The organism is Desulfatitalea tepidiphila (assembly GCF_001293685.1).
In the GTDB taxonomy this organism is placed as follows: domain Bacteria; phylum Desulfobacterota; class Desulfobacteria; order Desulfobacterales; family Desulfosarcinaceae; genus Desulfatitalea; species Desulfatitalea tepidiphila.
In genome coordinates, this window is record NZ_BCAG01000006.1 from 1 (window position 1) to 22,343 (window position 22,343).

The following is a 22,343-nucleotide window of genomic DNA, read 5'->3' on the forward strand; positions in this document are numbered from 1 at the left end:
AACCGACGCTTGCCCAGGTGATGTCCGGTTGCTTCGCGTCCGCTTCGAGCTTGCCGCGAATGCCCTCGATCAGCCGGGCGATATTCTCCTGCTTTTCTCGGTACGCCTTGAGTGCCTGCTGGCGGTTTCTGTCGTAGGTCATGGCCTGCCTCCGGTTCCGTTTTCGTGGATGCGGGACCATCCCGCGTCACATCCAATGACGCTTCTATTTCGTTGGAAATCAAGTGTTTGCAGAGATCTTTCTGCATGTGCCCCAAACCCATAACCCAAAGGAGAACAACATGTTGAAGAAGACCCTCGAATGGACCATCCCGCTGGCGCTGGCCGGGATCATGACCGGCTGCGCAACCTACCGGCCTCCGGCCCAGATCCAGTCGGCGGTGGCCACCGTCAACCGCCACACGCCCGAGTACGTGACCGAGGCCAACAAGGCGCTGCGCGAGGTCGGCCACCCGGATGCCGAGCGCCTGACCGGAGTCGGTCTGCGCCTGCAGAACGCCGTGGACGCCCTTGACCAGTGGGCCAACGGCGCGAACCAGGAGGCAGGCCAATGAAAGAGATTCTTCAGGAGAACAGCGATGCCGTTCGCCAGGCCGGTGAGGCCCTGGTTGAAATCGGCACCGAGCTGGCGGCGGGACGGATCGAGAACGCACTCGGCCGTCTGGAAGCGGCCCAGCAGCAGTACAAAGCCTGGGCGGAGTTGGACCAGGCCATCATCGACATTCAGGAGGCTGTCCACGACAGGAAGAACACTCTGGCCGTGCAGCAGATCCTGACGGAATTGGTGGGCACCATCCTCGGCAGCGCCTTGAGGACGGGAATGCACTGATGGCGGTAACCGACAAGGAGCGCAAACTTGCGGCGACCCTGAGCGATCCCGTGTTGTGGGGGCAAGCCTACCTCTACAACCGGGATGGCTCAGGCCGCGACTACTGGCCGCATCAGGTGGAGGACCTGCGCTGCCCGGCCAAAAACATCATCCACCTCGACGGCCGGGACGTGGGCAAGTCCATCGTGCTCTCGACCGACGCGCTCCATTACGCCTTCACCACCCGGGGCGGCCAAGGCCTCGTCGCGGCTCCGCACCAGGGCCACCTCGATACCATCATCGAGGAGATCGAGTTCCAGCTCGACACCAACCCCGATCTGATGAACAGCATTGCCCTGACCAAGTACGGCAAGCCCAAGATCCACCGCAAACCCTATTTCCGGCTGGAGTTCACCAACGGTTCGGTGCTCTATTTCCGCCCGGCCGGGGCCTATGGCGACGCCTTTCGTTCGTTGCACGTGGGCCGCGTCTGGGTCGATGAAGGAGCCTGGCTGACCGAACGGGCCTGGAAGGCGCTGCGCCAGTGCCTCAAGGTCGGGGGGACGCTACGCATCTACTCAACGCCCAACGGCCTGCGCGACACCACCTATTACCGGCTCACCTCGTCGGATCAGTTCCATGTGTTCCGCTGGCCGTCATGGCTCAACCCCCTGTGGACCGAGGATCGCGAGGCCGAACTGCTGGAGTTCTACGGCGGCCGCGACAGCTCCGGCTGGCAGCACGAGGTGGCCGGTGAACACGGCAAGCCCTCCTATGGGGCCTTCAATGTCGAGCAGTTCAACCTCTGTCGGCAGGATCTGCTGGAGTATCAGAAGATCGTCATCACCGATTCCGAGATGCGCGACTGCGACACCGAGGAAGCGGCCCACGACCGTCTGGAGATGCTGCTCAACCTCACGCCCCGCAGCGGTCAGTTCTGGGTCGGCGGCGACCTGGGCTACACCAACGATCCCACCGAGATCGTTGTATTCCAGGAGATGGAGATCGGCGAGCGGACGTTGCTGAAGATGATCCTGCGCGTTCATCTCGAACACGTTTCCTATCCGCACATCGCCCAGATCATCGCGCTGCTGGAGCGTTACTACACCCCGGCGGGCATCGGTGTGGACAACGGTGGAAACGGTCTGGCGGTGGTTCAGGAATTGCTCACCCTGGACAAGTACAAAGGGCTGGAGCTGGAAGGCAGGCTCAAGGGATACGACTTCGGCGGCATGACCCGGCTGGCGGTGCGGGACGGCAAGGAAATCAAGAAGCGAACCAAGGAGCTGATGACCAGCCTCATCAACGGAGCCCTGCAGCGCAAGCAGCTCATTTTCCCCTCGGACGACCTGGAGGTGGAAGACCAGTTCACCACCCACACCTACACCCTGCGGGACGGCAAGATCATCTATTCCAAGGGCAACGACCACATCATCGACGCGGTGCGCTGCGCCATGCTGATCCGGGAAGAAGGCAACCTCGACCCGGTCGGCGAAGAAGTGGTTTCGCTCAAGCCGGTCCTCACCAATCCGATTTTTATCTGAACCAGACAAATCGCTACCAGTTATTCAGAAGTGGCAACAATACGTCTGAAAAATCGATACGAACCAGCTCTATCGCAAGTTGATGCAAAACCTCTTCACTTAGGAACAAGTGCAGAGGTTTCGCATATTGACCACCCGCCAGACTCATCCTCCGACGCTTTCCACCCCTCTCCGGTAAGTAACCGGCATCGAGCCGGGTTCGGCCCACACGGGCCGGATGTGCGGCTGTCATGGCCGAAACTACCGAGAGGATCACGTGGAAAGCACCGCTCATCAAGACGAACAACCCGAAAGCCTGGACACCACCGGCTTTGTCATCGCGCCGTTGGCCGCTGCGGCCGCGCTCGACTCGGCAGCCTTCAGCAAGGTGAACGCCGCCGAAGCGATTCCGGCCACCTGGGAAGAACGCGCCCGCAAGGCCTGGGAATACTACGTCGAGGAGCCGCTGGTGAAGAACTGCGTCAACTCCTGGCGCACCTTCGCCGTGGGCGACGAGATCAAAATCACCAGCGATGACGAGAACCTAAAGGAGCAGGCCCTGGAGGCCGCCTGGCGGCTGAACGTCTCGCAGTTCATCAAGGACATGGTTCTTCAGCTTCTGGTGAAAGGTGACGCCATCGGCTTCAAGCGCTTCACCAAGTCCGGCCAGGACATCGAGGAGCTAGTCTGTGTCAACCCGGTTTCGGTCAAGGTCAAATACGCCCAGGGCGAACTGATCGAGGCCCGGCAATTTCCCGAGGACACACCCGGCGGCGGCGAATCCATTCCGCTGCCCGTCGAGCAGGTGGTCCACCTTAAATGGGACGCACCGGCCTTCTCGCCCCGGGGCAACTCCCTCGTGCTTCCCGCCTTTCAAGCCATCGAACTGCTGCGCGACTACCGCCGGGCCGAACAGGCCATCGCCAAGCGCTGGGCCACGCCGTTCCGCCTGCTCAAGGTGGGCGGCGCGTTCGGCCAGAAGATGGTGATGCCGGACCAGCGGATGCTCGAACAGGTCCGCGACATGGTCAACAAGATGGACATGAAAAGCGGCCTGGTGGTCCCGTTCTACGTCAGCGTCGAGACCCACGGCACCGACGGACAGGTCCTCAACGTCGAGGACAAGGTCAAGGAGGTGAAGGAAGACATCGTGGTGGCTCTGGGGCTGTCACGCTCGCTGGTGACCGGCGACGGTCCGAATTTCGCCACCGCCTCGGTGAGCATGCAGAAGATGATGGTCATGATCCGCGAGATCAAACAGGCCGCACGCAAGCTCCTCGACTGGGTGTTCGACGACTGGATGGAACTGAACGGCCATGGCGACAAGAGCATCCAGTTCATCTTCAACGACCTCGATCCCAGCGACGCGGTCGATTTCAAAAAGCTCCTCATCGAACTCTACGACCGCAAGCTCATCAGCCGCTCCAGCCTTCAGCTCAAGATGGACCTGGACCCGGACATCGAGGCAGCCAACCGCGAGACCGAACGCAAACAGATCGACCTGATGGACGAGAAGCAGGTGAAGCCGGTGGTGGATATGGTGGTCTCCGGCATCCTCAGCGTGCCTCGCGCCCGGAAGATGCTCGGGATTCCGGCCGAGGATGATGAACCCACGGCGGAGGCGGCATTAGTCTGGTCGGGCGACCTGGAGTCCACCGGCATTGCTGCCGTGTGCGACGAGTGCAGCCACTTCATTGCTGACACCAACCACTGCCGGGTCCACAACAGCGAGCGCACCTTCGACGCCCCGGCCTGTCGTTTCATCGACCGCCGGGAGCCCCGCTGATGCCGTCGGACCTCAAGCAACGCATCCAGGCGGCCACACTGAAGAGTCTGACGGCCCGCAACCGCTACAACGACCAGGTCACGGCCCAGCTCACCCAGGCGCTGAAACAGGCCGAAGACGAGGTCGCCCGCGCCATCCTCCAGTACCGCTCTCTCGGCTCCCTGCCGGACAACAAGCTCGCCGCTCTCAAGGGGCTGGAAAAGCTCCAGCTCGAACTCGACGACACCATGAAGCGGCTCAAACGGGAGCAGACCCTGGTCTTTCGCAAGACGACCAAGGACTCCTTCAAACTCGGCATCCAACAGGGAATTGGAGAGCTCGCCGACGCGGCGCTGCCGTTCTACGCTGACCTGAAGCCCGAGGGCATCGACAAGTTGGCCACCAAGGTGTTCACCATCGTCGACACCAACGCCCTCGACTTCATGGCGCAGTACAACCTCACACTCGCCGGTGACGTCCACCGCGAACTCGCAGACGGCATCAAGCGCACCATCCTGAACGGCGTCGCCACGGGCAAGGGAGCCGACGACATCGTCCGGGACATGGGCAAGGTGATCATCGACAAGGACTCCTTTCGCCAGGCCGGAAGCCGGGTGTTCAGCAAGGCGCAGTACCGCATGGAGATGATCGCCCGCACTGAGGTCCTCCGCGCCCACAACATGGGCAGGCTCAAGTTCCACGAGCGTGTCGGCATCCAGAAACTGGAATGGCTGGCCATGGAGGACGAGCGCATGTGCCCGGTCTGCGGCGGCCTGGACGGCAAGACCTTTCCCATCGACAAGTTCCCCCAGCAACCCGCGCATCCGCACTGCCGCTGCACCAATATCGTGGCGTGGCCGATGACCGTCTGCGGCAGCGAGATGGTCGCCAAGGCCGCAGCCCAGGCATCGCAGGGGGACGCCTGCATTCTCCCGCCCCATGTGCTGGAAGGCATGGCCGACGCCCAGGCCAAGGAGAACGCCAAGCTCAAGAGCGCCTTTGAAAACGGCGACATCGCCGACCTCGGCTCGCTGACGGTTAAACAGCTCCAGACCCTGGCGAAGCAGAACGGCGTGGCCATTGCCCGGACCAAGGCCGATTTCATCAAGCTGCTCGACCTGGCCGAACCCGGGATCGATCACGGTGACCTGGCCGGAGCGGCGCTCAGCGCCAAGCTCAAGGAACACAAGATCGGCCTGCTGCGGACCAAGGAAGAACTGGTCGAGCTGCTCGGACTGAAACAGGCGGAACTCAAACAGGCCAAGCTGCTCGCCGCCCAGATGGCGAAGATCCCTCCCGCCGAGGGGCTGGAGGGCATGACCGCCCAGCAGCTCAAGGAGATGGCGAAGGAGAACGGCATCTCCCTCAACATGACCAAACAGGAGACCATCGAGCTGTTGGACAAGCTGGAACCCGGCGTGGACCACAGCGGCCTGATGGGCAAGGAACTCGCGGCGGCCAAACAGAAGCACGGCATTGGCATCCTCAAGAACAAGCAGCAGCTCGTCGAGGCGCTGCAGAAGAAGGCCGGTGCCGACATGGCCGAGTCGGTCAAGAAAAAGGCGGTCGACGAGGCCAAGCTGAAGCTGATTCTGAAACAGAAAACGGCCCTCGAAGACGCCGCCAAGGCCGTCGTCGTTCCCGACACGCCGAGCAGCTACAAGGATTTCCTCGACGCGATTGCCAAGGCGGAACAGGCGGTTTCCGGCGGCACAGATCTGCCCCAGGAGCTGCTCGCGGCCCACAGCAAGGAAATCGCCCTCAAAAAACAGCTCTTCCAGGATCAGGTCGGCAAACTGAAATCGGCGGAGCTCAAGACGCTCGCCAAGGAGACCAAGGTCCAGTATTGGCAGTGGGCCAACAAAGACGAGCTGACCACGCTCTTCACCGAGACCGATCCCGCGAAAATCAAAGCGGTTCAGGCCAGCATCGACACCAAGCACGCAGCCTGGGCCGAAAAGCATGGCGGCAAAAAGAAAACCGCTCCGGCCAAGCCCGCCACGCCGAAGAAAGAGCCACCGAAACCGGCTCCGCAGCCGATCCCGGTCAAGCCGCCCGAGCCCAAGATCGGCAAGAAAGGCGCGGAGTTCGCCACCGTCGATACCGCGTGGCAGCAGAAGGGTCTGTCTTCGAAATTCAAGAAATCCGGCAAGGCCGCTGTCGGCGGCGCACACGAAAAGGAATTCTGGACCGATGAGAACGGCGACAAATGGCTGTTCAAGCCCATTGGCCGCAAGGACGATGAGTTCATCGCCTTCGGAGAGGAAGCCGCCTACAAGATCGGCCGCCTGATCGACCCCCATTCCATCGAGGTGCACACCATCCAATTGAATGGCCGCACCGGCTCCATCCAGAAATGGCGCACCGATCTGCGGGAAGACTTCGATTTTCGCAACATCCTGCCCCAGGATCTGACCACCATCGAACTGGAGCAGATCCAGCGCGAGCATGTGGTCGACTGGCTGATCGCCAATCACGACGGACATTCCAAGCAGTTCATCCGTGCCCGGGACGGTCGCGTCTACGGAATCGACAAAGGCCAGGCCTTCAAGTTTCTGGGCCAGGACAAGCTCTCGCTCGACTATCACCCCAACGGCGTCTGCGGCGAGGAAGAGCCGTTTTACAACAAGGTCTTCCGGGCGGCCAAGGAAGGGAAGGTACGGGTCGATCCGAACGCGACCCTTCGCTACATCCAGGAAGTCGAAAAGATCGCCGACGAGGATTACCTCGATCTGTTGCGGCCCTACGCCGAGGGACGGTTCGCCAAGGACCCGGCCGGGCTGCGGCATTTCTACGACCTGGCCCTGGAGCGAAAACACAATCTCCGGCGGGACTTCGAGGGCTATTACGCCGATGTGCTGGGGGATCGGGGTTTCCGCTTCGACAAGCTGAGTACCGCCACCGGCAAGAAAAAGCTGCTCTCCGCCGCCGAAGAGACCCTGGTCGAGGAGGCCCGCAAACTCGGCTGGCAGGGCAAGACGCTGCCCTTCGACAGCGGCGACGTGGAGGACCAAAACGCGCTGATCTTCACCGAGAGCTTCAAGGGGAAGAAGCGTACCGTGGTCAAGATGAAGATCCGGCCGGACACCGACCGCCGCATCGACGAGGTGCTGCGCAGGTATGTGCAGACGGCGGCCGGGGAAAAGGGACAACCGCTGGTCGAAGACAGCTTCTATCCGACGATTCTGGACGCCGTCAAAAACGTCAACTTCCACGTGGGCGACGGCAAGTACAACCGGACCAAGATCGACAAGGCCCTGCGCCTGCGCAAGAAACTGGAGACTCTGCAGAAGAGCGCCGACCCCAAGGTCAAGGAGATGGCGGACCACTATCTGAAATGGGTGAAGGAGATTGAGGAGTCCGTCGATTGGGACCGGGCCACCAATGGCGTTTTCGAACAGTATCTGCCCAAGCTCGACGCGCAGAAACCCAAGGAGAAACCGCCGTTCAAGGTGGAGCGCGGCAAGGTGACCCACACCAAGCGCAGGATCGGTTCCGGCACCATCACTGTAGAGGCCGACGACATCGACAATCGGGCGCTGTTCAATCACAACTCCCGCATGCAGGACGGACACCAGTACACCGTCACCTTCGAGGACGGCACCCGGGTCCGCTATCGCCCCTGGTCGGACACCAACCTCTATGCCCAGCGCGGCGAGCTGGAAATGATCCTGGAAGGCGACGCCACCCCCGGACGGGTCGAGGCGATGCTGGAAAAGCTCGAACAGCTCGGCATCGATACCCGGGTGGCCACGGCGGAAAACGCCGAGCAGATGTATCTCGAAAAGCTCGCCTACATCCGCAAGACCGACAAGAGCGCCGACTTCAAACGGCTGCAGAAATCCCTCGACGACCGCAACGCCACCACCACCGAGCGGGTTCAGGCTCTGCGCGGCTATTGGCAAAAGGAACTGGGTGTCCAGGACATCACCCAGCTTTCCGGGTACAACCCGCTGGGCGAATACCAGGCGGGCTTTCTGGACCGCGACGCCAAGGGCGGATACCGGCACCAGTTCCGGTTCGACATCACCGAGGAGGACCTGGAAAAACAGATGAAGGGCTACTCGCTGGTCCACGATCTGACCAACGGCGAGAGCATGTCCGGCTTTATCGACTCGATCATGGAAAACAACGGAGCCATGGTCAGCACGGTCGAGAAGATGCGCATGGGCGTGGCTCCGGGCGGAATGTCCCCGGTGGCCGACATGCAGACCGGTGGTGCGAGCTATTTCTTCACCCGAATCAAGAAGCAACCGGCCAGCGACGCCTCACCGGCCCTCTACTTCAAGAAACAGATGCTGCGGCGCATGGACGCCATCAGCTATGACCATGACGCCTACGGCAAGGTGATCGACGACTACGTGCAGCGCAACCGGGGAGCCAGCATCGATGATTGGAAGCGGTTCTCGCAACGCCATGGCAACGAAACCATCTTCAAATACTCGGTGACGCTGCTGGACAACATCGAGTTCATCGTGGCCAGAAGCGACAACGAACGCCGGGAGATCATCCAGAGTTTCACCCGGCGTGGCATCAAGAAACTGCCCGACGGGCGCAAGGTGGAGGACATCGTCCATACCTCGCAAAGCTGGAGCAAACGCAAACAATGACCATGAAGGACTTTATCGAACAGGAGAAACGGCGGCTGCAGGAATCGCTGCACTGGTTCAACAGCCGGGGCAGCCGCATGGCGGTCAGAGAATCCGGGGATCTCTTTCTGGACACCCTGGTGGACAGCTTCACCGTCACCCGGATCGCCCCCCATTTCGACGCCGCTGGAAACCATCTGCGCACCGATTTCTGGCTGTTGTGGAAGGCGCTCGGTTACGACGAGGGCTTCCAGCACGCCCACACCATCAAGGTGGTGGATGTCCGGGTCGAAGATACCCTGACGGACGAACATGACGACACGGAGGTCGAAGGCTGGCTGATTGTCGATATGACCGACGACCTGGGCCGCATTCACCATGTCGAAATGATCGAGCCGGTCTCGGAGCCCGAACTCGCGGCGGACTGGCAATGCTGGATCGCCTACCGCCAGAAAAACGCCGAAAGATTCCACCGGCTCGACGCCCAGCTTCTGACCGAGCATCTCCGGATCGCGGAGGACTGGTCATGAAACTGCGCTATATGATCGACTCAATAATGGCCGACCGGCAAGCCACCGTGCCGGAATACGTGCCCGTGGGCGTCTGGGTTCAGGGACCGGGTCCCGGTCTGGATGTGGAGATGTACTACCTCGACCGGGGACCGAACGGGCTTGCCGACCGCAAGGATGAGGCTGCCTGGGTGGTCAACCGTCTGGTCGAGGCCGGGGCCACCTCGCTTCCGGCGGATTTTCTCGAATACCACCGGCTGTCCCGCTCTCCCTACGACGGGGTCTTTTCCGAGATCACCGAGACCGGCGAATACCCCTCCCTCGACGCCTGCGGCAAGGCCGTTCTGGCCCGGCTGAATCCCGCCCGCTGAAATTCGCCGTCACCCTCCGACACATCGCCGACGCTTCCGGTAAGTAACCGCAGAACGCTCCCCGCAGGTCGCGGAGAGCACAGCAAACTGACCGGAGACGTTGATGGAACTGTTCGCCACAGACCTGGAAAGGCTGGCGTTTCTACTGGAGGCCGATGCGGCGCTGACTCTTGATCCCGACACGCTCGGGTCCGAGGCCGCCGAACAGTCCGCTCCTGAAGAGCTCCCTCCCGAGAAGCGCCCCAAGTACATCACCAACTACATCGGCAGTAAGCAGAAGCTCGTCGACTGGATCTGGAAGCATACCCCGGAGGGCACTGGCACGGTGCTGGATGCCTTTTCGGGGTCTGCGGTCGTGGCCTACATGTACAAGACCAAGGGCCTCCAGGTCATCGCCAACGACCGGCTCCGCTACTGCCACCACGCCGCCAAGGCGATCATCGAGAACAACTCGGTTCGCCTGAGCGAGGACGAGATCGAGGCGCTCCTGGCCGACAACGCCAAGGCGGGCAGCTTCGTTCAGGACAACTTCAAGGGCATCTTCTTCGCCAAGGGCGTCCATGCGCTGATCGACACCATCCGCGCCAACTGCGACAAGCTCTCCGGCTTCAAGAAAGACATCGCCCTGTTCGGCCTCGGCAAGACCTGCATGAGCGGCAAGGGTGGCTTTGGCCACTTCTCGTCGTCCACCGATTATGGCCGCCGCCAGGACACCCCCGACGAGTTCAAGGATCGCTTGCGCAAGAACCTGCAGCGCATCAACGCCCTGATCTTCGACAACGACAAGGAAAACAAGGCATACCGGCAGGACATCAACGAACTGCTGCCGAAAGCCAAGGCGGATCTGGCCTACTTCGATCCGCCCTACGCCACCGAGTTTTCGACCACCAACTACGAGCGGGCCTACCACTTCGTGGAGGGGCTCATGACCTATTGGGAAGGGCTCGAAATCAAGGCCGACACCAAGGTCAAGTATTACGAGACCGACCACAAGACCGTCACCAAGGCCAACGCCAACGAGTTCTTCCAGACCTTTCTCGGCAACGCCAAGCACATCCCGCACTGGCTGATTTCCTACCGCGATCACGCCTATCCCAACGAGCAGGAGATGAAGCGGATCATCGGCTCCTTCGGCAAGCAGAGCCGGATGAAGTCCAAGGATCACCACTACGCCATCACCTCCAAGCACGGCGAGGCATCCAACGCCAAGGAGCGTCTCTTCGTCTGCGCTCCCGGGGCCAAGGCCAGCGCCGAGCGGGAGGAAAAACCCGTTCCGATGGCCGCCGCCGCGAACTTCCACACCAGCATCCCCGTGGATATCCGGCTGGGCGAAGGCGAACGTCTCGCGACCGAGGCCATGGATGTCGGCTCGGCGGGCGACCCCCAGTTCAGCTTCGTGCTCTGCCGCACCGGGACCAACAAGAACGGCGACCACTTCACCGCCGAGGAGTTGTCCGGTCGGCACATGACGGCCGTGAACAAGAAGGTCGATCTGCAGCATTCGCAGGAGTTCAACGACATCGTGGGCGGCATCGTCGCCGCCGACTACCTGGAGGACGACAACGGCGGCCGCGTGGAATGCGTCGGCGAGCTGTACGTTCACGACACCCCGGCCGCCCGGCTGGCCTACAAGCTGATGAAGCGCGGGATCATCTCCCAGGTCTCCATGGAATGCGACTACCAGGAGGGCGAATGCTCGGTCTGCCACAAGCGCTTCCAGAACAAGGCCGACTACTGCACCCACCTGCGCAAATTCAAGGGCCGTGATGTGGGCGGCCAACCCGTTTTCGAGATTCTGCACGGCGTCACTTTCACCGGACTGGGACTGCTCGACCGCAAAGGCGCGGACGAGAACGCCAGGATTCTGCAGGTGGCGTCCCTTCAGAGCCAGCCCGACCAATCCCAACCCGAAGGAGATTCCACGATGGAAGACAAAACCAAACCTACCGATGACCCGGCAGCCAAGACTGAATCTGACGCGGCCAAGAAGAAACCGGCCCAGCAGGAAGGCGATCCTGCCCGCGTTACCGACCTGGAAAAGGAAAACCGGCAGCTCAAGGCCCAGGTCGCCGAGCTGCAGAAACGCGTCCAGGAATTGGAAGCCGAACAAAAGGCGGCCGCTTGCCGCTCCCGCGCCAAGAAGCTGCTCACCCGGCTGGAGAAGCAGGGGCTCTCCTTTGCGTCCGATGAGGACCGGGAAGCCGAGCTGAAACGACTGGCCGAACTGTCCGACGAAGCCTTCGCCGCCACCGAGGCCGCTTACGAGCGCCTGCCCAAATCGGCCAAGGCGGACAAGGACAAGGAAGAGAAACCCGCTGACAGCGACCAGGGCGGCAAGCCCGCCGCCAAGGCATCGACGGAAACCCCGCTGCGCAGCGACGCCGGTGTCAGGCCCCACGATGTGGACGACCGCAAGGTGTCGCTCGAGGACCGTCTGCGCGACGGGTTCATGGCCGCTTACCGCAACCGTGTCGGCGAGGACTCTCCCGAACACTCGCAAATCAACGCATAAGGAGGAAACACCATGTCATTCATCAATCCGTGTCACCGCAGCCTCGCCTATGGCGACGGCCACATCCAGGGCGACGGCCAGCTCGGCCAGGTGGTCCGCGTGGTTGGCGACGACCTGTTCGCCGTCAACACCGATCCCACCAAACGCTCCTTCGGCATCCTGATCAAGGATTACGCCGGTGGCGAAATGCCCGGCATCTACTGCGACGGCGGCGTTTACGAGACCGACGCCTTCGAAGGGACCGTCGTCGCCGGAGACGACCTGAAAGTTTCGGCGAGCGGTCGGCTGACCAACGGCGTCTCGGCCGGAGAGCACGTCGTCGCCCACGCCATTTCCGTACAGAGCGGCGTCCTCAAATTCCGATTGCTCGTCTAACCCAAGGAGCCAACGCACATGAAAACCAAACAGTTGAAGATCCATTCCCAGGAATACATGGAAACCATGGCGCGGCTCATGAGCGAGGCTCTCGAGTCGCCCGAAGGCATGCGGGCGCTTGCCGCCGCCATCGCCGCGCCCATCGAACAGGAGATCAAGCGCAAGGAGATCTCCTCGCTGCTGCTCACCAAGCACACGTTGCCCAAGGGCGAACGTCCGGTCTACCAGAAGAAACCGACCGTCAAGGCCCACTGGATCAGCAAGGACGGCGACGCCCAGGAGCAGGAGGTGGGCAAGGACGAGGTCGAGTTCCCCACCAACCGCATCCACTCCAACCCGATGGTGGACGTTTCCGTCCTCAAAAACGGCAACATCGGCACGCTGATGGACATTCAGACCAGCGCCGCCGACGCCATCCGCAAGGAGATGGACCGCCGCACCATTTCGGTGCTGTCCTCGGCCATCCCGGCGGCCAACACCATCGAGGTCACCGGCGACCTGCTCACCGAGGATGCACTGAACGAGGCCATCTCGATCATCGAGGATCTGGAGCTGTCGGTGAAGTACATCGTCATGCGCGGCCGCCGTTTCAACGACATGCGCGGCTGGAACCTCGATCCCCAGACCAAGCTCGAGCTGCGTCAGAAGGGCGTCATCAAGAACTACGGCACCGGCGGCATTCTGTTGACGGCCTCCATGCCGCTGGACGAGATCATCATCGTCCCGGATGAAGAGGTCGGAAAGATGCCGGTGCGCGAAAACCTGAAGACGGAGTCCATCGATCAGAAGACCCGCTTCAAGACCGGCTGGTTGGTGTGGTCCGAGATCGGTCAGGGCATTACCCGCCCCGACATCATGGCCAAGGTCAAACTGGTTCCGTAATCCGGGAGGTGACGTGACATGAATCGAATCAAGAACATCCGTCCCGGCGTTCTGGTGATCCCCGACGCCGGGTTGAAGCTCAAACCCGGTCAGGTGGTCGAGGTGGAACGTCTCACCAAGCAGATCCAGGCGGCGCTCAAGAACGGCCGCCTGGCCATGACCGACAAACCGAAGCAGGAACCGCTCGCCTCTCCAGAGCCAGATCAGGACGCGGAACCGGTGGACCTGAGCAAACTCTCCGCCACCGACGCCATCTCCCGGGTCAACGAGGAAGCCAATCCGGAAACCCTCAAAGGCTACATGGACACCGAGAAACGCCGCACGGTGATCGACGCGCTCAAGAGCCGTCTGGAGGGTCTGCAAGGTGCTGCTGAGTGACCTGATCGCCGACCTGCGGCTCGACCTGTCCGATCCGGGCGCATCTCTCTTCGAGGATCAGACTCTGGAGAGGTGCGTCCGGAAGGCCGTTTTCCGTGTCGGCCGTGACCTCGACCAATCGCTGACGATCACGGCCGGAGAGATTACCCCCGATCCCACCGGCGAGGTCCGCGAGCTTTTGGTGATCATGGCGCAGATCCACGCCTGCCAGGTCATGCGTTCGGCCACCGCCAACGCCTTCTCCTTTTCCAGCGGCGACAAGCGGGTGGACAAAACCGGCCAGCCCGGCCACTGGGCCAAGCTCGAGGCCGATCTGCTCGCCGACTACCGCCAGCGGCTCACCGAGCTGCGTCCGGACACCCAGCTCGATCAGGAAGCCTACATCCTGACCCCGAGCGGCCTTACGCCGGTCATCTACGAACAAGGGATCGATCTCGATGTTGTTGAATGACCGGGAACGCGCCGAAGCCGTGGCCGACGTCGCCCGGCTGATCCTCTCCTCCGGCCAGACAGCACGCGTCCTGCGCGTGGTTCCCGGCGAGCGGCTCTACGGCACCGACGATGCCGAATACGCGGAAGTCGCTGTCATCCCCCTCGAACTGAACGAAACCCCGCCGGAGGAGCTGAGCGGCAAGATCGACGCGCTCGCCTGCGTCCTTCCGAATGCTGATGTCCAGGGTGAAGACCGCCTGGCCGCAGACAGGGAAACCTATCGCATACAGAGTGTGGAAGAAGAACACTTCTTCGGCACCGTCACTCACAAGAACCTGCAACTGGTGAAGCTCAATGGGCGTTAGGCGGACCGGTGACTGGGACAAGGCCCGCGCCAAGCTGACCACCGGCATGGGGCCACGTCTGGCCACGGCCCTGCGACAGGCCACGATCCGCAACGCCCTTTTTCTGGTGCGCGAGATCCAGCGGGGGATTCGCTCCCAGGCCCCGGGCGGACAGGCCTTCGTGAAACTCGCCGAGAGCACCATCGAGCGCAAAGGTTCCAGCAAGGCGCTCATCGACACCGGCTTTCTCGTCAACGCCATCACCCAGAAGATCATGGCCGACAAGGCGTTCGTCGGCCTGCTGCGCGGCACCGTCAACAAGGACGGGGAAGACATGGTGAACATCGGTGCCGTCATGGAGTACGGGGCCACCATCAAACATCCGAACGGCGCGACCATCGTCATCCCCGCCAGACCCTTTCTGCATCCGGTGATGGAGAAGTACCGCGAGCAAATCCTCCAGAACTATCGCGAGGCGATCCGCTCCGCGCTTTGAGCCTCCGACACATCGCCAACGCTTCCGGTAAGTAACCAGGCAGAAAACGGAGGCGTCCCTTGAGCACGATACAGACCGTCACAGAAACCCTGATCCGCCTGGCCAAGCAGGCCATCCACCCGGACACCGTTCTGGTGTTCCCGGATGACCTGTTCGAGGTCCAGCGCACCCCCAGCGTCATCCTCCAGGGGCCGAAGCTGACGGAAGACCGTTTCCGCCGCAGCCAGAGCCGCCTGTTCGAGAAGAATGTCGCGGAGCTGAGTTTCGAGGAGTGCCGGTTTCCCCGGCTCTATCACCTCGATTTCGATCTGGTGGTGACCGTGGACCGGGAAGCCGAACTACTCGGTTTTCACGAATCGGTGTCGCGGTTCCTCCAGCTTTACCCGGAGATCGCCATCGCCGACCAGGGCAGCCTGAACCTTACCGAACTGGTTCCTCTGGGCGGCCTGGCCCGGGTGAACCTCTCCAACCTCCGGCAAAGCTCCGGACGCATCCGCATTGAATCCTGCCCGGTGTACGACGGCGACCTGCGCGACGGTCGGCTGATCCGGGACCGGACCTTCCAGTTTCACGGCGACGTGACAGAGCAACGAACCATTCAACCGTAAAGGAGAACAACCGTGATCGAGATCAGAAACCTGCAGTTCCAACCCCTGACGTTCAACCTCTCCGGCCAGGGAACCCTTCACCTCGGGCCGCGAGAACGCAAGAGCATCGCCCGCAAGGACCTCTCCGCCGAGATCAAGACCGCCGGAAAACGCGGACTCGTACGCATCACCGACCTGACCGGCGGCGCGGAACCGGAGCCGGAAAAGCCCACGGCGACCGAGGACGCCGGAACCGATGAGGCCAAGACCACCAGCAAGCGGAGGAAATAACCATGCCGACCTATCTATCCCCCGGGATTTACACCCGGGAAACGGACTTCAGTTTCTATGTGAAGCAGATCTCGACCTCGTCGGCCGCCATGGTCGGGGTGGCCGAGAAAGGTCCGATCAACAAGCCCGTACTGGTGACGAGTTGGGAGCAGTTCATCAACCGTTTCGGCTCCTATATCAACGAGAGCTATCTGGCCTACGCCGCCCGGGCGTTTTTCGACAACGGCGGCTCGGTCCTCTACGTCACCCGCATCGCCCATCTGACCGATCCCACCGACCGGGACACTCTGACGGCGTTCAAGGCATCAGTCGTCCTGCAGAACCGCGAGGCGACGCCCGCCGACGCCCTGCGGATCGAGGCCGTGAACGAAGGCGTCTGGGGCGACCGGCTCTCCATCTCCATCGAGGACGGCTCGCTCGACCCGGCCAACCATTTCAACCTGGTGGTCCGTCATAAAGGCGATGTGGTCGAGGTGTTCAAGGATCTGAGCATGGACGAGACGCTGCCGAACCATGTGGAGCTGGCGATCAACGACCGCTCGGATTTCATCCTGGTCCAGGATCTGGCCGCAGCAACGGGAACGCCCGGCGACCGTCCAGGATTGGGCGTGTTCACGCTCAGCGGCGGCGACAACGGGCTGACCGATCTGGCCGATGCGGATTTCATCGGCGATCCCTCGCAGCATACCGGCCTCTATGGCTTTGACGAGATCGACGCCCTGAACCTGCTGATGGTCCCCGGCGTCACCACGGTGCCGGTGATCAACGCCGGAATCGCCTATGCCGAGGGGCGCAAGGATCTGCTGTTCATCGCCGACACGCCAATGCACCTGGAGCCGCTCGAAGCGGTCGACTTCCGCAAGGGACAAGGGATGTACAGCCACGCGGCCTTCAACTCCTCCTACGCGGCGCTCTACTACCCCTGGCTGGAGATCAGCGATCCGGTCAACTCGCGCAAGAAGCTGGTGCCGCCCTGCGGCGCGGTGGCGGGCTGCATCGCCCGCAGCGACCAGAAGACCAACGTCTGGAACGCGCCCGCCGGTATCGACCGTGGCCGCATCTTCAACACGCTCTCCCTGGCCTACAAGACCAGCCGTGGCGAGCGCGATGTGCTCTATCCGGAGGGGATCAACGTCATCGCCGTGTTCCCCGACACCGGCATCAACATCTGGGGCCAGAAGACACTGCAGAGCCAGCCCTCGGCCGTGGACCGCATCAACGTCCGCCGCCTGATGATGTACATGGAGGAAGCCATCTCGGAATCCTCCCGCTTCGTGGTGTTCGAGCCGAACCATCCCCAGACCTGGCGTGCCCTCGGCCGCCTGATCAATCCCTTCTTGCAGGACATCAAGGACAAGGGTGGCCTCTACGACTTCGCCTTCCAGTGCGACGAGGAGACCAATACCCCGGCGGTCATCGACCGCAACGAAATGGTGGCCCGCGTGTTCGTCAAGCCGACCAAGACGGCGGAGTTCATCGAGCTGAACTTCATCCTGACCAGCACCGGCGCGGACTTCAAAGAAATCATCTAACGGGAGAACACGGCTATGAGAAGCGGAAACATGCCCAAGAGCCTTTACCAGAACTGGCAGTTCGCCATCGAGGTAAACGGCTTCGACGTGGCTCTGTTCCACAAGGGACAGGAGCCCAAAACAGAATTCGAGGAAGTGGCCTTTGCCCCGGCCGGTTCGATGTTCGACCAGAAGGTGGCGGGGCGGGTCAAGTTCGAGGACATCACCCTCGAGAAAGGCAACCTGCAGGACGGCTCCGACGAGGCGGCCCGCGAATGGATCAAGAAACAGGTGGATGTGAACGCCGTCACCGGCGGCCTTCCGGCCGACTACATGCGCGACATCGACGTTGTCCGCTACGACCGCACCGGCAACGAGACCCGCCGCTGGACCCTGCACGGGGCCTGGGTGAAGGCGCTCGAATATGACGAGCTCGAGGGCGGCAACACCGAGAACACCATCGAGAAGCTCACCATCTGCTTCCAATACTGGACCTAAACCGGAGGATCGACCATGTACAGCTTTGAACTGCCAAGCGGCACTGAACTCGAGCTCCGGGAAATGACCGGGACCGAGGAAGAACTGCTCACCAACCAGCGCCTGATCCGCTCCGGAGAGGCGATCAACCAGGTGCTCCGCAACTGTTTCGTCCGGCTGGGCGAGAAGACCGATCCCGATCTCGCCGAGGTGATGAACCTGCTCTCGGGTGACCGGCTGTTCGCCCTGGTCCGCCTGCGCCAGATTTCCCTCGGTGACGAGGTGGAACTGGAGCTGAGCTGCCCGAACAGCGCCTGCCGCATGACTAACTTCGTGACCGTCAATCTCGAGGATCTCAAGGTCACCCCCTACGGCGAGGAGCGCGAGTTCGTCTTCAAGCTGCCCGGCTCGAAGAAAGCCGTCCGCTTCGGATATCTCGACGGCCACAAGGAAAAGCGCCTGGCCAGCCTGCGCGAGCCCAACATCAGTTCGGCCATGCTCATCCGCATCCTCGACATCGACGGCAAGGCTCCCTCCAAGAAGAGCCTGGCGGAAATGTCGATGCGCGACCGCAACGCGCTGCGGCAGGAGATGTCGCGGGTCGACGCGGGAATCGACACCTCGGTCGAAACCGAATGCGATGGCTGCGGCACCAAGATCCGCACCCGCCTGGAGGCCGAACCGGCTTTTTTGTTCCCCGGAGTTCGCTTGTAAGCGACGCATTCTTTCTCGCTTACGGCGGACTGCACTGGGGCTGGTCGGAAACCCGCTCGCTGCCGCTCAGGGTCCGGCGTCAGTTCGTCGAGGCCCTCGAGCGGCAGCTTGATTTTGAACGTGAGCAAACGGAACGGCGATAGATGAACGGCGATCTCGGACTGGGCATAGTGGTATCGATGAAGGATGCGTTCTCGCAGAACGCGCAGCGCATCCGTGGCTCCATGATGGACCTCGATTCCACCGTGGCGGATGCCAGTGAGCGGATGACCCGCAACCTGGACCGCATCCAGCAAGGGACCATGATGCTGGGGGCGGGACTGGCCCTGATGGCGGTGCCCGCCGCCCTGGTCGCTTCCACCGCCGCGACCCAGAAGGCCCTGGGAGAGCTGGCGTCCCTCGGCGTGCAGGACCTCCGGGCCATCGAGGACGCCGCAGAATCCTTCACCAACCAGTGGTCCGGTGCCGACAAGGCGGCGTTCATCACCGCCACCTACGACGTGAAATCGGCCCTGTCCAACCTCAGCGACGAGGCGGTGGGCGTCTTCACCTCCATGGCCGCCATGACGGCCAAGGCCACCAAGGCCACGACCCAGGAGATGGTCGGCACCTTCACCACGGCCTACGGGATCTTCAAGCCCATCATGGCCGACATGAACGACATGGAATGGGCGACCGCCTTTTCCGGAGCCATGGCGCAGACCGTGGCCTCGTTCAAGACCAACGGCACCCAGATGGCCGACGCCATCAAGAACATCGGCGCGGTGGCGGCCGCGAGCAACATTCCCCTGAACGAGCAGCTCGCCGTGCTCGGCCAGCTCCAGACCACCATGCCCGGCTCCGAGGCGGGCACGCTGTACAAGGCGTTCATCATGAAGGCGGCCGAGGCCGGTGACGAGCTGGGCCTGTCCTTCACCGACACCAGCGGCCGCCTCAAGGGCGTGGTTCCCATCCTGCAGGAGATCAAGCGCCAGTTCCCCGATCTCTCCAACGCCGCCGCCCAGGTGAAGCTGAAGAAGGCCTTCGGCTCCGACGAGGCGGTCAAGTTCCTGCTGCAGATGTCGGCGGGCATGGAGAGCCTCGAAGGCAATATCCAGTCGGTGGGCCGGGCCATGAAGACCGGCACGGCGGTCACCGAACAGATGGCCGACGCCATGAACCAGGACATCGGAGCCCGGTTCCTGCTCCTGCGCCAGCAGGTGGCTAACCTCAGCGAAATCCTGGGACGCACTCTGCTACCGGCGGTGACGCCGGTGATCAACGGCGTCTCCCGCTTCATTCTGTTTCTGCAACGCATGGCTAAATCAATGCCGGGCGTGACCCGGGTGGTCCTGGGGCTGTCTATGGCCCTCGGCACCATTCTGGTTGTGGCCGGAGCCGTCACCGCCGCCGTGGGTATGGTGGGACTCATGCTGCCCGCCATCAAGGCCGGGTTCGTGGCCATCAGCGCCGCGCTCGCCGGAGTGGGTTCGGCGGTCGCGACCTATTTTCTGCCCGTAACCGCGATTATCGCTGGCGTGATCCTCTCGGTGTATTTGCTAAAACGCGCCTGGGAAACCAATTTCGGCGGCATCCAGGATGTCATCACCGGGGTCTGGAACAAGGTCTCGCTGGTCTTCCGGGGGATCAGGGAGCTGGTGGGCTCGCTCAGCGGCGGCGTCGGGCAGATGTCGGCCGAACTGGCCCATAAGCTCGAATCCGCCGGACTGCTGGGCTTCGTGGTCACCGTCTTCAAAGCCTATTATCGCGTTCGCGAAGCCTTGGCCGGATTGTGGGGCGCGTTTTCCCATGCCTTTGGCCGCATCCGCGCCATCCTCGAACCGACCGTCCGCACCCTGATGAGCGCCTATGCGGCGCTGGCCAGCGCGATCTTTTCGGTGGTGGAGATCTTCGGCGTGGCCGCCAGCGCCACCGACGGGTCGTCCTGGCGCACCTTCGGCACGGTTATCGGCACCGTCGCCGGTGTGCTTCTGCAGGGGCTGGCATTCGCGCTGAAGATCGTGGCCTGGAACCTGTCGCTCATCGTCCGAGCCCTGGCGGTGGTGGTGCGCAGCGTGGTCTGGGTCGGCAAGATCATCGTCGGGTCCCTGGTCGGAGCGGCCAAGTTCATCTACAAGTTACTGCTACCCGTGCGCATGATCGGCGAGGCCTTCATGGCCGCCGGGAAGATCGTCTATTCCGTCTGGCAGGTGCTGACCGGCGACATCTCCCTGCTGGACGGTCTCAAGGCCATCGGCGGCGCTGTCTACGATTTTCTTGCCACCCCGTTCCGATGGGCGCGGGATGTGGTGGTCGGTGTCTGGAATTTCATTTCCGGCATCTTCACCTCCATCGGACGCCTGGTGGCCGACGCCGCCGGGCAGATCGGCCAGGCGATTTTGAATCTGCCGATCATCAGCACCCTGCGGGATCTGTTTGCCACCGTGCGCTCCTTCTTCGCCGGGGACACCACCTTTTTCGAGGCGGGCAAGAAGCTACTGATCACCCTGGGTGAAGGGATCTGGTCGGCGGTGACCTATCCCTTCACCATGCTCAAGAACGCCTTGGGCAAGCTGCGCAATCTGCTGCCGTTTTCCGACGCCCGCGAGGGACCGCTCGCCAGCCTGACCGCCTCCGGCTCCGCGCTGCTCAAAACCCTCGCCGACGGCATGAGCCTTACCCAGACGCTGCCCGCGAAAGTGTTCGGCTTCGCCGCTCGCGGGATTCTCTCGGCCGCTGCGGGAGCCTGGCAGCAGATCAAAACGGCAGGCGGAAACCTCATGGACGCCGCCTCGGCTCCTTTCCGGATGGCCGGAAAACTCTGGGACGGTCTGACCTCCGGGGCTCAATCCGTCGCGGCCAAGGCCGGTGCCATCTTCGGCGGTCTCAAACAATCCCTGTTTGGCGACACACCTGAGCTGGCGATCAAGCCGCCCCAGGTCAATACCTGGGACGCGCTGGCCACGGGAGCCGTCACTGTCCGTGACCGGATCGTTGCCACGCTGTCTGCCGTCCCCGGGGCTGTGGGCCGAATCTTTGCCAGTACCGGTACCGAAGGGCAATCCCTCTGGCAAAGGCTTTCCAGCGGCGCGAGCGCGGGCATTCAGGCGATCAAGGATCGCAGCGCCGGGATTGCCAACGGTTTACTGTCCTCCGCTCGCGCCATGCTGGGAGTCCAAGGACCGGTCCCGCAGGTGGCCGAGCAGAAGCAACCGCTCGGAGCTGCGCCGCCCGCCGAATCGATTGGCCAACGCATCATCGAAAGCGTGCTCAGTCTCGTGCCGCGTCTGGACGAGCGCCTGGTGCCCAAGGCCCTCAGCGCCATGCTGATGCTCCAGCCGGTCATGGCCACGGCCGCGCCGCCTCCGCAACCGATGAACGGTACCGTGCAGACCGTCGCGGCGGCCGTCGAGCCGGTAAGTAAGAGCTATATCCAGCCGTTCGCGGTGGAACCGGCACTGGAAAAGGGAGACGCCTCTCTGGCTCCGGCCGGGATCGAGCGGCCCATAACGGCCGCTCCGACTCCGATAGCGAAGCCCCTGCAATCCGGACTCGCCGAGACGGTGCCTTCCGAACGGTTGATTACTCCGGCCCGCACCGCTCCCGCGACACCCCTGTGGGGAGAGGACGCCGGTCCGGGTCTGCGCGAGCTTCTGGAATCGCTGCTCTCGCGCCTCGATGGTCTGGCCGACCGCCCGGTGGAACTGAGCGTGACCACCAACATCGATGGCCGGAAGGTGGCCGAGGCCGTCTACAAGGATCTTCGGGAGCGGAAGATCAGAAACTACGAAACACTTTGA

20 protein-coding genes are annotated in these 22,343 nt (G+C 62.4%); all 20 read left to right on the forward strand.

Annotated features, from left to right (window positions below; all coding sequences use genetic code 11):
• Nucleotides 1-281 precede the first annotated feature (281 nt).
• The 20 genes from DFT_RS19860 (at nt 282) to DFT_RS19955 (ending at nt 22,343) form a co-directional block, all read left to right on the forward strand.
• Nucleotides 282-554, forward strand: coding sequence for a hypothetical protein (locus DFT_RS19860; protein ID WP_054033015.1), 273 nt, complete (start codon nt 282-284; stop codon nt 552-554).
• Entirely contained in the window at nt 551-829 is a 279-nt protein-coding gene (locus DFT_RS19865) for a hypothetical protein (protein ID WP_054033016.1), read from the forward strand. The genes DFT_RS19860 and DFT_RS19865 overlap by 4 nt, the downstream gene beginning before the upstream one ends.
• A complete protein-coding gene (locus DFT_RS19870) occupies nt 829-2,352 on the forward strand; it encodes a terminase large subunit domain-containing protein (protein ID WP_054033017.1) in 1,524 nt (507 codons plus the stop codon). The genes DFT_RS19865 and DFT_RS19870 overlap by 1 nt, the downstream gene beginning before the upstream one ends.
• A 217-nt stretch (nt 2,353-2,569) precedes the next feature.
• Nucleotides 2,570-4,117 carry a phage portal protein family protein gene (locus DFT_RS19875; RefSeq protein ID WP_235506288.1) on the forward strand — a complete coding sequence of 516 codons (1,548 nt, stop codon included), beginning with the start codon at nt 2,570-2,572 and terminating at the stop codon, nt 4,115-4,117.
• Nucleotides 4,117-8,706, forward strand: coding sequence for a minor capsid protein (locus tag DFT_RS19880; RefSeq protein WP_022661702.1), 4,590 nt, complete (start codon nt 4,117-4,119; stop codon nt 8,704-8,706). Before DFT_RS19875 ends, DFT_RS19880 begins: the two co-directional genes overlap by 1 nt.
• Entirely contained in the window at nt 8,703-9,215 is a 513-nt protein-coding gene (locus tag DFT_RS19885) for a hypothetical protein (RefSeq protein WP_029917951.1), read from the forward strand. The genes DFT_RS19880 and DFT_RS19885 overlap by 4 nt, the downstream gene beginning before the upstream one ends.
• Nucleotides 9,212-9,565 carry a hypothetical protein gene (locus DFT_RS19890; RefSeq protein ID WP_054033018.1) on the forward strand — a complete coding sequence of 118 codons (354 nt, stop codon included), beginning with the start codon at nt 9,212-9,214 and terminating at the stop codon, nt 9,563-9,565. The genes DFT_RS19885 and DFT_RS19890 overlap by 4 nt, the downstream gene beginning before the upstream one ends.
• A gap of 103 nt (nt 9,566-9,668) precedes the next feature.
• Nucleotides 9,669-12,077 (forward strand): DNA adenine methylase, encoded by a 2,409-nt coding sequence (locus DFT_RS19895; protein ID WP_054033019.1) that lies wholly within the window; start codon nt 9,669-9,671, stop codon nt 12,075-12,077.
• 12 nt (nt 12,078-12,089) lie between these two features.
• Nucleotides 12,090-12,452, forward strand: a complete 363-nt coding sequence (locus tag DFT_RS19900; protein WP_054033020.1) for a hypothetical protein — start codon at nt 12,090-12,092, stop codon at nt 12,450-12,452.
• Between the two features lie 18 nt (nt 12,453-12,470).
• Complete coding sequence (locus tag DFT_RS19905; RefSeq protein WP_054033021.1) at nt 12,471-13,334, forward strand: HK97-fold major capsid protein; 864 nt, start codon at nt 12,471-12,473, stop codon at nt 13,332-13,334.
• A gap of 18 nt (nt 13,335-13,352) precedes the next feature.
• On the forward strand, nt 13,353-13,712 hold the full coding sequence (locus DFT_RS19910) for a hypothetical protein (RefSeq protein WP_054033022.1): 360 nt from the start codon (nt 13,353-13,355) through the stop codon (nt 13,710-13,712).
• A complete protein-coding gene (locus DFT_RS19915; protein ID WP_054033023.1) occupies nt 13,699-14,163 on the forward strand; it encodes a hypothetical protein in 465 nt (154 codons plus the stop codon). The genes DFT_RS19910 and DFT_RS19915 overlap by 14 nt, the downstream gene beginning before the upstream one ends.
• Nucleotides 14,150-14,509: a hypothetical protein gene (locus DFT_RS19920; RefSeq protein WP_054033024.1), complete on the forward strand. Its 360-nt coding sequence runs from the start codon at nt 14,150-14,152 to the stop codon at nt 14,507-14,509. The genes DFT_RS19915 and DFT_RS19920 overlap by 14 nt, the downstream gene beginning before the upstream one ends.
• Nucleotides 14,499-14,984 carry a phage virion morphogenesis protein gene (locus tag DFT_RS19925; RefSeq protein ID WP_011700600.1) on the forward strand — a complete coding sequence of 162 codons (486 nt, stop codon included), beginning with the start codon at nt 14,499-14,501 and terminating at the stop codon, nt 14,982-14,984. The genes DFT_RS19920 and DFT_RS19925 overlap by 11 nt, the downstream gene beginning before the upstream one ends.
• A 59-nt stretch (nt 14,985-15,043) precedes the next feature.
• Nucleotides 15,044-15,592 carry a hypothetical protein gene (locus tag DFT_RS19930; RefSeq protein ID WP_054033025.1) on the forward strand — a complete coding sequence of 183 codons (549 nt, stop codon included), beginning with the start codon at nt 15,044-15,046 and terminating at the stop codon, nt 15,590-15,592.
• Nucleotides 15,593-15,604: 12 nt separating this feature from the next.
• Nucleotides 15,605-15,862: a hypothetical protein gene (locus DFT_RS19935; protein ID WP_020886729.1), complete on the forward strand. Its 258-nt coding sequence runs from the start codon at nt 15,605-15,607 to the stop codon at nt 15,860-15,862.
• A 2-nt stretch (nt 15,863-15,864) separates the two neighbouring features.
• Nucleotides 15,865-17,394, forward strand: a complete 1,530-nt coding sequence (locus DFT_RS19940; protein WP_054033026.1) for a phage tail sheath C-terminal domain-containing protein — start codon at nt 15,865-15,867, stop codon at nt 17,392-17,394.
• A 15-nt stretch (nt 17,395-17,409) separates the two neighbouring features.
• A complete protein-coding gene (locus tag DFT_RS19945) occupies nt 17,410-17,871 on the forward strand; it encodes a phage tail protein (RefSeq protein WP_011366977.1) in 462 nt (153 codons plus the stop codon).
• A 15-nt stretch (nt 17,872-17,886) separates the two neighbouring features.
• Complete coding sequence (locus DFT_RS19950) at nt 17,887-18,564, forward strand: T4 family baseplate hub assembly chaperone (RefSeq protein WP_054033027.1); 678 nt, start codon at nt 17,887-17,889, stop codon at nt 18,562-18,564.
• 143 nt (nt 18,565-18,707) lie between these two features.
• A complete protein-coding gene (locus tag DFT_RS19955; protein WP_054033028.1) occupies nt 18,708-22,343 on the forward strand; it encodes a phage tail tape measure protein in 3,636 nt (1,211 codons plus the stop codon).